The organism is Quadrisphaera sp. DVD1, from assembly GCF_058932755.1.
On sequence record NZ_JBZYWI010000109.1, the window covers coordinates 1 to 10563 of the forward strand.

9 protein-coding genes and 1 pseudogene are annotated in these 10563 nt (G+C 78.6%); 5 read left to right on the forward strand and 5 right to left on the reverse strand.

Features of this window, described 5'->3' with window-relative positions:
* Together AC5FZL_RS12220 and menD are read left to right on the forward strand one after the other, a co-directional pair.
* Positions 1–335, forward strand: a pseudogene (locus AC5FZL_RS12220) (o-succinylbenzoate synthase); the annotation flags it as partial.
* Between the two features lie 4 nt (positions 336–339).
* Positions 340–2052, forward strand: coding sequence for a 2-succinyl-5-enolpyruvyl-6-hydroxy-3-cyclohexene-1-carboxylic-acid synthase (gene menD / locus AC5FZL_RS12225; protein ID WP_493618980.1), 1713 nt, complete (start codon positions 340–342; stop codon positions 2050–2052).
* 7 nt (positions 2053–2059) lie between these two features.
* Here menD and AC5FZL_RS12230 read toward each other — a convergent pair whose 3' ends face one another.
* The 4 genes from AC5FZL_RS12230 to AC5FZL_RS12245 all read right to left on the reverse strand — a co-directional run bounded on the left by AC5FZL_RS12230 (position 2060) and on the right by AC5FZL_RS12245 (position 6768).
* Complete coding sequence (locus tag AC5FZL_RS12230) at positions 2060–3067, reverse strand: zinc-dependent alcohol dehydrogenase family protein (RefSeq protein ID WP_493618982.1); 1008 nt, start codon at positions 3065–3067, stop codon at positions 2060–2062.
* A 72-nt stretch (positions 3068–3139) separates the two neighbouring features.
* On the reverse strand, positions 3140–4102 hold the full coding sequence (locus tag AC5FZL_RS12235) for a bile acid:sodium symporter family protein (protein ID WP_493618983.1): 963 nt from the start codon (positions 4100–4102) through the stop codon (positions 3140–3142).
* A gap of 13 nt (positions 4103–4115) precedes the next feature.
* Positions 4116–5429: an isochorismate synthase gene (locus AC5FZL_RS12240; protein WP_493618985.1), complete on the reverse strand. Its 1314-nt coding sequence runs from the start codon at positions 5427–5429 to the stop codon at positions 4116–4118.
* 49 nt (positions 5430–5478) lie between these two features.
* Positions 5479–6768 carry an aldehyde dehydrogenase family protein gene (locus AC5FZL_RS12245; RefSeq protein WP_493618987.1) on the reverse strand — a complete coding sequence of 430 codons (1290 nt, stop codon included), beginning with the start codon at positions 6766–6768 and terminating at the stop codon, positions 5479–5481.
* A 90-nt stretch (positions 6769–6858) separates the two neighbouring features.
* Here AC5FZL_RS12245 and AC5FZL_RS12250 point away from each other — a divergent pair, with 90 nt between their 5' ends.
* The 3 genes from AC5FZL_RS12250 to AC5FZL_RS12260 all read left to right on the forward strand — a co-directional run bounded on the left by AC5FZL_RS12250 (position 6859) and on the right by AC5FZL_RS12260 (position 10011).
* Positions 6859–7554 carry a demethylmenaquinone methyltransferase gene (locus AC5FZL_RS12250; RefSeq protein WP_493618989.1) on the forward strand — a complete coding sequence of 232 codons (696 nt, stop codon included), beginning with the start codon at positions 6859–6861 and terminating at the stop codon, positions 7552–7554.
* Positions 7551–8831 (forward strand): geranylgeranyl reductase family protein, encoded by a 1281-nt coding sequence (locus AC5FZL_RS12255; protein ID WP_493618991.1) that lies wholly within the window; start codon positions 7551–7553, stop codon positions 8829–8831. The genes AC5FZL_RS12250 and AC5FZL_RS12255 overlap by 4 nt, the downstream gene beginning before the upstream one ends.
* A gap of 100 nt (positions 8832–8931) precedes the next feature.
* Positions 8932–10011, forward strand: coding sequence for a polyprenyl synthetase family protein (locus tag AC5FZL_RS12260; protein WP_493618995.1), 1080 nt, complete (start codon positions 8932–8934; stop codon positions 10009–10011).
* Here AC5FZL_RS12260 and AC5FZL_RS12265 read toward each other — a convergent pair.
* On the reverse strand, positions 10008–10563 hold a 556-nt coding region (locus AC5FZL_RS12265; protein WP_493618993.1), incomplete at its 5' end, for a copper resistance CopC family protein. The two genes, AC5FZL_RS12260 and AC5FZL_RS12265, sit on opposite strands and share 4 nt — an antisense overlap.

A 10563-nucleotide genomic window follows, 5' to 3' on the forward strand; every position in this document is an offset into this window, starting at 1 on the left:
CGGTGCTGGCGCTCGCGGCGGTGCTGCGCGAGCGCCACGGCCTGCCGGTCGTCGTCTCCAGCGCCCTGGACACCGCGGTCGGGATCGCGGCCGGCCTGGCCGCTGCCGCGGCGCTGCCGCAGGAGCCGTCGGCGTGCGGCCTGGGCACCGGGGGGCTGCTCGCCGCGGACGTCGCCGCGCCCCTGCCGCTGGTCGGCGGGTCGCTGCCCGTCGGGGCGGTCGCCCCGGACCCCGCCCGGCTGGCCGAGGCCTCGGCCGGCGTCCCGGCGCAGCGCCGGCAGTGGTGGCTGGACCGGGTGGCCCGCTGCCACGCGGTGCTCGCCGGGGGACGATGACCCGGTGAACCCCTCGACCCTCCTGGCCCGGGCCGTGGTCGCCGAGCTCGTGGCCGGCGGCGTCCGCGAGGTCGTGCTGTGCCCCGGGTCGCGCTCCGCGCCGCTGGCCTACGCCCTGCACGCCGCCGACGCCGCGGGGCGCCTGCGCCTGCACGTGCGCCACGACGAGCGGGCCGCGGCGTTCACCGCGCTGGGGATGGGGCGGGCGGGCTCGCCCGCGGCGGTGGTGACGACGTCCGGCACGGCGGTGGCGAACCTGCACCCCGCGGTGCTCGAGGCCGCCGAGGCGGGGGTGCCGCTGCTCGTGCTCACCGCCGACCGCCCGCACGCCCTGCGCGGCAGCTGGGCCAACCAGACCACGGCGCTGCAGGCGGGCCTGTTCGGCGCCGCCGTGCGCTGCGGGCTCGACCTCGCCGTGCCGGGCCCGGGCGAGCGCCTGGCGCAGGTGGCCACGACGTGGCGGGCCGGCGTCGCGGACGCCGTGCGCGCCGCCCGCGGCGACGAGCGCGCCCGCCCCGGCCCCGTGCACGTCGACCTCGCCTTCGACGACCCGCTCGTGCCCGACGACGCCCCCAGCGCGCCCGCCCCCGCTCCTCAGCCCCTGGAGCGTCAGCACGAGGACGCGCTGGAGCGCGCCGTGGTTCTGACAGCTCTGGTGGGCCCGGGGCCCGACGAGACCGTGGTGGTCGCCGGGGACGGCGCGGGCCCGGCCGCCCGGGCGCTCGCGGAGGCCCGCGGCTGGCCGCTCCTGGCCGAGCCGAGCTCCGGAGCGCGCAGCGGCCCCAACGCCGTCGGGCCGTACCGGCTGCTGCTCGCGCAGGCCGCGCTGGGCGGGGCGGTGCGCCGCGCGGTGGTGCTCGGGCGCCCGACGCTGTCCCGCCCGGTGGCGCGGCTGCTGGCCCGGGCCGACGTCGAGGTCGTGCAGGTGGTGCGCCACGGCGACGACCCCGCGCCGCCGTTCCCCGTGCGCCGGGTGCTGGCGCCGGCCGGGGTGGCGGGATCCCGTGATCACGGGGGAGGGGCGGCGGCCGGGGGCGGCGCGTGGCTCGCGGCGTGGCAGCGGGCCGGTGCGGCCGCTGCGGAGGCCGTCGACGCCGTGCTCGACGCCGAGGCCGCCGCGGGCCGGATGAGCGGGCCGCTGGTGGCCCGGGAGGTCGCCGCGGCGCTCGGCGGGCGCGAGCACCTGGTGGCCGCGGCGTCCAACCCCGTGCGCGACCTCGACCTCGCCGCGCGCCCCTGGCCCGGTGCAGGACCGGCCGTGCTCGCCAACCGCGGCCTGGCCGGCATCGACGGCACGCTCTCGACCGCGGCCGGGGTCGCGCTGGCCGCCCGCGCGCCGGTGCGGGTGCTCGTCGGCGACCTGGCCCTGCTCCACGACGCCAACGGCCTCCTCCTGCCGCCGGGGGAGCCCGAGCCGGACCTGCAGGCCGTCGTCGTCAACGACGACGGCGGCGGCATCTTCACCGGCCTGGAGCACGGCGAGCCCGAGCGCGCCGCGACGTTCGAGCGCCTCTTCGGCACGCCCCACGGCGCCGACCTGGGCGCCCTGGCCGCGGCGCTGCGCGTCCCGCACCGCCGGGCCGACGACCTGGCGTCGCTGCGGGCGGCGCTCGCGGACGGCGTCCTGGGCCGCTCGGTGGTGGAGGTGCGCACCGACCGCACGGGCCTGCGCGACCTGCACGCCCGGATCGCCGCGGCGGTGGCCGCGGCCGGCTGAGCGGGTCTCAGGAGCCGGGCAGCACCAGCACCTTGCGCCCGGATCCCTCGCGGAAGGTCGCCAGGGCCCGGCCGTACTCCTCGAGGGGGTACCGGTGGGTGATGAAGGCGGCGGGGTCCAGGACGCCGGCCGCGAAGAGGTCCGCGGCCCGCTCGAAGCTGTGCAGCACCGCCATCGACCCGAGGACGCGGATCTCCTCGTGGTAGATCCGGTAGGGGCTGAACCGGGCGGTCGCCTGCCGCGGCGAGACGCCGAACTGGAGGAAGGCGCCCCCGCGCCCGACCCGGCCCAGGCCGTCCTCGATGGCGGGGACCGCTCCCGTGCAGTCGATGACGACGTCCCAGCCGCGCTCGCGGGGCGCGTCGTCCGGGCTGGCGACCGCCGCGGTGCAGCCGAGCTCCGCGGCCCCCGCCAGCTTGGCCGGGTTGACGTCGGTGACCGTCACGCTCGCGGCGCCCGTGCGCTTGGCGAGCTCGAGCATCATCAGGCCCATCGTCCCGGCGCCGTAGATGAGCACGTGCGCGGCGACCTCGGCCCGCAGCACGTCGTAGCCGCGCACGGCGCACGCCAGGGGCTCGACGAGCGCGGCCGTCGCGGGGTCGACGTGGCCGGGCAGGCGCACGCAGCCCGCGGCGGGGGCGGCCACCAGCTGCGCCGCCGCGCCGGGGGCCGTGACCCCGAGGGAGCCCCACCGCTCGCACTGGTTGCCGCGCGCGCGGCGGCAGTAGTAGCACTCGCCGCAGTACAGGGAGGGGTCGACGGCGACCTGGTCGCCCACCGCGACGGCGTACCCCAGGTCGGCGACCTCGGTGCCGACGGCGACCACCTCGCCCGCGAACTCGTGCCCGGGCACGGTCGGCCAGCCGCGGGCGAGGTCGCCGTCGAGGATGTGCAGGTCGGTGCCGCAGAGGCCGACCGCCGCGGGCGCGACGACCACCTCGCGCGGCCCGGGCACGGGGTCGGGGACGTCGACGACCTCGACCTGGCCGGGTCCGGTGAACTGCACGGCCCTCATTGGGTCTCCTCCCCTGGGGCGCGCCGGCGCGCCCTGTGGCGGCGAGGCTAGCGGCCGCGCCCCCGCCCCGGCTCAGGAGGCCGTGGGCGCCTCCACCGGCGCGGGGTCGGTGGCGGGACGGCGCGCCCACAGCGAGGCCAGCGCCGAGCCGCTGAGGTTGTGCCAGACGGAGAACAGCGCCGCGGGCAGGGCGCTGACCGGGGAGAAGTGCACCGTGGCCAGCGACGCGGCCAGCCCCGAGTTCTGCATCCCGACCTCGATGCTCACCGCGCGCCGGGCTCCCTCGTCCAGGCCGGTGAACCGCCCGATCGCGTAGCCGAGCGCCAGGCCGAGGCCGTTGTGGAGCACCACGGCCAGCAGCACCAGGAGCCCGGTGCTGCGCACGGCGTCGGCGTTGGCGCCCACCACCGCGGCCACCACCGCGAGGATGCCGAGCACGGAGACCAGCGGCAGCAGCGGCAGCACCGCGCGCACCGGCCCGGGCAGGAGCGCGCGCACCAGCGCCCCGCCCACCACCGGCAGCAGGACCACCTGGACGATCGAGGTCAGCAGGGCGCCGGGGTCGACCGGCAGCAGCGAGCCGGCGAGCCAGAGGATCAGCAGCGGGGTCAGCACGGGCGCGAGCAGGGTGGAGATGGTCGTCATCGCCACCGACAGCGCCACGTTGCCGCGGGCCAGGTAGACGATGACGTTGGACGCCGTCCCGCCGGGGGCCGCACCGACCAGCACCATGCCGAGGACCAGCTCGGGCGACAGGCCCAGCGCGTGGCCCACGCCCCAGCCCAGCAGCGGCATCACCGTGTACTGGGCGGCCACCCCGGTCAGGACCGCAGCGGGGCGGCGCAGCACGACGGCGAAGTCGCTCGCGCTGAGCGTCAGGCCCATCCCGAACATGATCACGCCCAGCAGGAGCGGCACCCGGGGCGCGGCGCTCGCCGTCGTGTCGGGCGCCACGAGCCCCAGCACGAGGCCGAGCACCACGAACAGCGCGAACCACCGGCCCACCAGGTCGGCCACCCTCGTCAGCGCGCGCACGGGTCTCCTCCGTTCAGTCGCCGGCGAGCGCGTCGCGCACCGGCACCAGCTTGGCGTCGGACTCGGCCAGCTCGGCCAGCGGCACCGACCCGGCGACGACCCCGCAGCCGGCGAACAGCCGCACCCGCCGGGGGTCGTCGGCGTCGACGCGGGCGCAGCGCAGCGCCAGCCCCATCTCCCCGTCGCCGGTGGCGTCCACCCAGCCCACCGGGCCGGCGTAGCGGTCGCGGTCCATGCCCTCCAGCTCCGCGATCATCGCGGACGCCGCGGCGGTGGGCGTGCCGCAGACCGCGGCGGTGGGGTGGAGCGCCTCGGCGAGGGCGACCACGGACGGCGAACCGGCGCCGGAGCGGTCCAGGACGCCGGTGATGTCGCTGGCGAGGTGCATGACGTTGGGCAGGTGCAGCACGAACGGCGCGTCCGGGGCTGTCGTGGTGGCGCAGTGCGCGGCGAGCGCCGAGACCACCGAGGCCACCGCGTAGGAGTGCTCCTCGAGGTCCTTGCCCGAGCGCGACAGCGAGCCGGCCAGGGCGGCGTCGCGGTCGTCGTCGCCGGTGCGCCGGATCGTGCCGGCGAGCACCCGCGAGTGCACCAGCCCGCGCTCGCGGCGCACGAGCATCTCGGGGGTGGCCCCGACGAGCCCGTCCACGGCGAAGGACCAGCACGAGGGGTAGGCGGCGGCGAGGCGGCCCAGGAGCCAGCGGACGTCGACCGGCCGCTCCGCGCGGGCCTCGAGGTCGCGGGCCAGGACGACCTTGTCGAGCTCGCCGGCCTGGATGCGCCGCACGGCCCCGGCCACGGCGCTCGCCCACTGCGGCCCGCTCAGCGCGCCGTCGCCGTAGGTGATCTCGCCGGGGCAGGCCGGGACGTCGGCCGGCGCCACCGCCGACGGGTCGGCAGGGCCGTCGGGCCCGAGCGTCGTGGTCGTCAGCCACCAGGTGCCGCCGCGGTGGCCCAGGACGACGGCCGGCACGAGCAGCACGCCGCCCGCGGCGGAGTCGTCGGCGAAGCTCAGCGAGGTGAAGGCCACCGGCCCGGTGCCGGGGAGGCGGACGGCGTCGCTGATCACGGCACCGGCGAGCAGGTCGCGCCAGGCGGCGTCGGCGCGGGCGAAGCGGTCGGCGCCGGCGACCTCCACGCGCGCGGCCTCGCCCCAGCCGACCAGGCCCTCCCCGCGGCGCACCCACGCCATCGGGGCGCCGGGGGTGGCGGCGTCGCCGGGCAGCAGGTCGAGCAGGGGGCCCGGGTCGGCCACCGCGACGGTGGTGCTGTGCAGCGCGGCGTCCAGCGGGCGGCGGGGCTGGGGGCCGAGCAGGGCGGTGCTCATCGCCGTCCAGGGTAGGTGGGGCCGCCGGGCGCCTCGCGGGCGCCCGCCGTCACCGCTGCAGGGCGGCGGCCACCGGGGCGCCGTCGGGGGGCAGGACGACGAACTGGCGCAGGGCCAGGTCGTGGAAGGTCACCGGGCCACGCGGGCCGGGCACCTGGTCGACGCTGATCCCCGTCTCGGGCACACCCAGCAGGCGGTAGCCGTCGAGGAGGCGGGTGCTCGTGTTCCAGAACCCGCCCGTGCCGCCCCAGGCGCCGAGGAACTCCGAGGCCGCCCCGGCGTCCGCGGCGCACACGGTGGCGGCGATCCCGCTCGTCTCCGCCCCGGCGAGCGCCGCGGCCTGGGCCGGGCCGTCGACGGGCGCGACGGTGACGGTCGCCTCGTGCCCGGAGTCCAGGGCCCACTCGTGGCCCAGCCGCGTCGCGTGCGGGGGCAGCGCCGTGGTCACGCCCAGCTCGCCCAGCTCGGCGGTGGCCAGCGCGGTCAGCTCCTCCCACCGGCTGGAGTGCACGAGCAGCAGGTTGAGCCGGTTGCAGACGCCCAGCCGGTCGACGCCGGCGCGCAGCAGCCCGCGGAGCACCTCGACGTCGGCGGAGGCGTCGGCGTAGAGGACGCCGCCGCCGTCGGCGTGGGCCAGCACCCGGACGCCGGCCGTGGCGCCGAGGCGGGCCAGGTGGCGGGTGGTCTCGCCGCTGCCGCGGACGATGACCAGCGGCAGCAGGTCGGGCTGGCTCACCAGCGCCTCGGCCGAGGCGTGCCCGGGCTCGCGCACCAGGCCCACGGCGCCGGTGGGCAGGCCCACCTCGTCCAGGGCCGGGGCCAGCACCTCGTCGACGAGCACCGCGGAGGTGCGCAGGGCGGCGGAGCCGGTGCGCAGCACCGCGGCGCTGCGGGCGCGCAGCACCTGCCCGGCGACGTCGAGGGTGACGGCCGGGCGGGCCTCGTAGGTGGCGCCGATGACGCCGACCGGCACCCGGCGCTCGAAGACCCGCGAGCCGTCCGGCAGCGCGCGCACGGGGCGCAGGCGCGGCGGGGTGGGCGTCACGGCGAGCTCGGTCAGCTGCTGGGCGGCGCCGCGCACCCGCTCCGGGGTCAGGCGCAGGCGGTCGAGCAGGCCCGCCGACATCCCGGAGGCCTCGGCGGCGGCGACGTCCTCCGCGTTCGCGGCGAGCACCGCGTCGGCGGAGGCGATGACCCGCGAGGCGGCGGAGGCGAGCGCGGAGGAGACCTGCTCGTCCGGCGCGGTGCGCAGGGCGGTGCTGGCCGCGGCGGCGGCGGCGGCGACCTCGCGGACGGCGTCCACGGCACTGCTGGTCGAGGGCTGGGCGTCGGTGCTCACGGGGTGGAGGGTACGGCGATCACGTCCCGCCGTGCTGCCGCGCGGCGCCCGACCCCTGGGCGTGAGCGGCGCCGGTGGGAGGATGGGCGCGTGACCCGCGCCGACCTCGCCAAGCAGCCCTCCCAGGTCGCCGCCATGTTCGACGGCGTGGCCCGCAACTACGACCGCACGAACACCGTCCTGTCGCTGCGCCAGGACCGCGCCTGGCGCCGGGCCGTGGTGCGCGCCCTCGACCTGCGCCCGGGCGAGCGGGTGCTCGACCTCGCGGCCGGCACCGGCACCTCCACCGAGCCCTTCGCCGACCTCGGCGCGAACGCCGTGGCCTGCGACTTCTCCCGCGGCATGCTCGCCGTCGGCGCGGCCCGGCGCCCCGACATCCCCTTCGTCGCCGGTGACGCCGTCGCGCTGCCGTTCGCCGACGCCTCCTTCGACGCCGTGACGATCTCCTTCGGCCTGCGCAACGTCGTCGAGCCCCAGCGCGCCCTCGCCGAGCTGCTGCGGGTGACCCGCCCCGGCGGGCGCGTGGTGGTGTGCGAGTTCTCGCGGCCGACGCTGCCGGCCTTCCGCACGGTCTACACCGAGTACCTCATGCGGGCCCTGCCGGTCATCGCCCGCCGGGTGGCGACCAACCCCGAGGCCTACGTCTACCTCGCCGAGTCCATCCGCGCCTGGCCCGACCAGGGCGGCCTGGCGGCGTGGCTGGGCGGGGCGGGCTGGTCGCAGGTGGAGTGGAAGGACCTCACCGGCGGGATCGTGGCGCTGCACCGCGGCGTCCGCCCCTCTTGAGCCCGCCCGAGCGCGCCGACGTCGTCGTCGTCGGCGCGGGACCGGCCGGCTCGACCGCCGCCGCGTACCTGGCCGGCGCGGGGCTGGACGTGCTGCTCGTCGAGAAGAGCGCCTTCCCGCGCGACAAGGTGTGCGGCGACGGCCTGACCCCCCGGGCGGTGCGCGAGCTGGAGCACCTGGGCCTGCCGACGGGCACCGACGACGGCTGGGCGCGCACCCGCGGGCTGCGCCTGGTCGGCGGCGGCCGCTCCTACGAGATCCCCTGGCCCTCGCTGTCCGGCTTCCCCGACCACGGCCTCGTGCGCACCCGCGCGGACTTCGACGAGGTGCTCGCCCGCCACGCCCAGGCCCGCGGCGCCCGCCTCGCGGAGCGGACCGCGGCGGTCGCCCCGGTGCTCGACGAGGGCAGCGGGCGCGTGGTCGGCGTCACCGTGCGCCCGGTCGACGAGCGCGGGCGCCGGGCCGGCGCCGAGGCCGTCGTCCGGGCCCCGCTGGTGCTGGCGGCCGACGGCGTCTCGGCCCGGATGGCGCTCGCGCTCGGCATCGAGCGGCGCACCGACCGCCCGCTGGGGGTGGCCGCCCGCGCCTACTTCACCACCCCGCGCTCGGACGACCCGTGGATGGAGAGCTGGCTGGAGCTGTGGGCGGGCGAGCCGCGCCGCTCGCCGCTGCTGCCCGGCTACGGCTGGATCTTCGGGCTCGGCGACGGGACGGCGAACGTGGGCCTCGGCGTCATCGACTCGCGCGAGCCGGTCGACCTCAAGGCGCTGCTGCGGGCGTGGCTGGCCACGGTCCCGCCGGAGTGGCACCTCGACGAGGAGCACCAGGTGGGGCCGGTGCGCAGCGCCGCGCTGCCGATGGGCTTCAACCGCACCCCGCACGCCAGCCGGGGGATGCTCCTGCTCGGCGACGCCGGCGGCATGGTCAACCCCTTCAACGGCGAGGGCATCGAGTACGCGATGCACTCCGGCCGCCTGGCCGCCGAGGTGGGGGCCGCGGCCCTGCGGGCGAGCGACGGCGCCGCGCGCGAGGAGGCGCTGCAGGCCTACCCGGCCGCCCTGCGCGACGAGCTCGGCGGCTACTTCACCCTCGGGCGCACCTTCGCGCGGCTCATCAGCCACCCGCCGGTGATGGCGGCCGCCGTCCGCTTCGGCCTGCCGAACCGGCTGGTCATGCACCTCGTGGTGAAGATGCTGGCCAACCTCGCCGAGCCGCGCGGCGGGGACGTCGCCGACCGGATCGTGGCCACCCTCAGCAGGCTGGCCCCGGCGGGCTGATGCCCGCACCCGTGCGGGTGGACTGTGGCGCACCGCACCCGCTCCAGGCCCCGCCCGGCCGACCGGGCCGAGCGCGGGGGCCTACCCTGGAGGCGTGGTGATGGGAGCGGCCGTGTCCGCGCCGAGCGGCCGGCCGGGGCGCCAGGCGCCGCCTCCGCCCACCCGGGCCCGGGGGTCCGCGGCGCTGCCGACGGTCGACGCGGCGCTCACCGAAGCGGTCAGCGCGTCCCTGGACGTCGTCGAGGCCCGCCTCCTCGAGGCCGTCGCCCACACCGACGAGCTGGCCGACACGACCTCGCGCCACCTGGTGCTGGCCGGGGGCAAGCGGGTGCGCCCCATGCTCACGCTGCTCACCTCCCACCTGGGCGACGCCGCCGCGCCGCAGGTGGTCACCGCGGCCGTGGCCGTGGAGCTGATCCACCTCGCGAGCCTCTACCACGACGACGTCATGGACTCCGCGCCCGTGCGCCGCGGCGCTCCCGCCGCCCACGCGCTGTGGGGCAACGACGTGGCGATCCTCACCGGCGACCTGCTCTTCGCCCGCGCCTCGCGCCTCGTGGCCGACCTCGGCCCGGAGGTCGTGCGCCTGCAGGCCGAGACGTTCGAGCGCCTGTGCCTGGGGCAGATGCACGAGACCACCGGCCCGCGGCCCGGCGAGGACCCGGTGGCGCACCACCTCCAGGTGCTCAGCGACAAGACCGGCTCCCTCATCGCCCTCGCCGCGCGCTTCGGCGCCGAGCTCGCCGGGGCCGGCCCCGAGGTCGTCGACGTGCTCGTCGCCTACGGCGAGCGGGTCGGCGTCGCGTTCCAGCTCGCCGACGACGTCCTCGACCTCTCCCGCGCCGGCGGCGAGGGCGACCCCGGCACGGGCAAGGTCGCGGGCACCGACCTGCGCGAGGGCGTCGCCACGCTGCCGGTGCTGCTGGCGCGCGAGCGCGCCGCCGAGGGCGACGTCGACGCCGCCGACCTCGTCGCCGTCCTCGAGGGCGACCTGACCTCCGACGCAGCCCTCGCCGCCGCGGTCGACGCGCTGCGGGCCTCCCCGGTGACCGAGGAGGCCCGCGCCCGCGCCCGCCAGTGGTCGGCCGACGCCGTCGCCGTCCTGGCGCCGCTGCCCGAGGGCCCGGTCAAGCAGGCGCTCGTGGAGTTCGCGCGCAGCGTGACCGAGCGCGACCGCTAGTCCTGCGGCGGCTGCCGGCGCCGCGCCAGCACGAACAGCGCCACGACGGCGCCCAGCGCCACGAGCGCCAGCACCGCGCTCATCGTCCGGCTCACCGGGGCCCCGTCTTGGGAGTCCGCGTCCTGGGAGTCCGCGGCGTCCCCCGGGCTCGCGGAGGGCGCGGGCGTCGCCTGCGTGGTCATCTCCGGCTCCGGGCCGGTGCTCGGGGTCGACTCCGGAGCCGTCGCCGCCGCGGCCACGGTGAAGCCGAGCTCGCCGGAGATCGGGTGCCCGTCGGAGGACGTCACCCGCCAGGCCACCGAGTAGTCGCCCGCCGGCAGGTCGCCGTCGAGCGGCTGGCTCACCGTGGCGTCGACGAGCTGGACGGCGCCGGCGGCGTGCTCCTGGCCGTCCGGTCCGGTGACGCTCACCTGGGTGCCCAGGGCCTGGGCGGGCTCGGAGAGCACGAGGTCGACGCTCGCCGGCGGGGCGGGAAGCGCCGCGCCGTCCGCGGGGCTGCTGGACACCAGCGAGTCGTGGGCCGAGGCGGCGGGAGCGCCGAGGACCCCCAGG